Genomic DNA, 236 nt, shown 5'->3' with positions numbered 1-236 from the left:
AGATCGCCACAGTGGCGAGCGATGCCGATGAAGAAGAGATCATTGATCAGCTGATCGACCGTTTTGGAGAGATCCCGCGCGATACTATGAATTTGATTACCATATCCAGAATTCGCTCCATGGCTGAAAAGCTCAGTATTACCAGGATTCATGATGAGGGCAGCAAAGTCATCTTTAATTTTGCCCAGGAAAACGGGCTGAGAGCCAAATCGCTGTCCGCCCTGTACGCAAAGTAC

The 236-nt window shown here is 48.3% G+C and carries 1 protein-coding gene; it reads left to right on the top strand.

The annotated features are described in order from the left end of the window. Nucleotides 1-236, top strand: a 236-nt coding sequence (locus NE619_RS18500) for a TRCF domain-containing protein (RefSeq protein ID WP_256133924.1), incomplete at both ends; no start/stop codon positions are given.

Source organism: Anaerovorax odorimutans, from assembly GCF_024459955.1.
Lineage (GTDB): Bacteria > Bacillota > Clostridia > Peptostreptococcales > Anaerovoracaceae > Hominibacterium > Hominibacterium odorimutans_A.
This window is presented reverse-complemented; position numbering and strand designations above follow the sequence as displayed.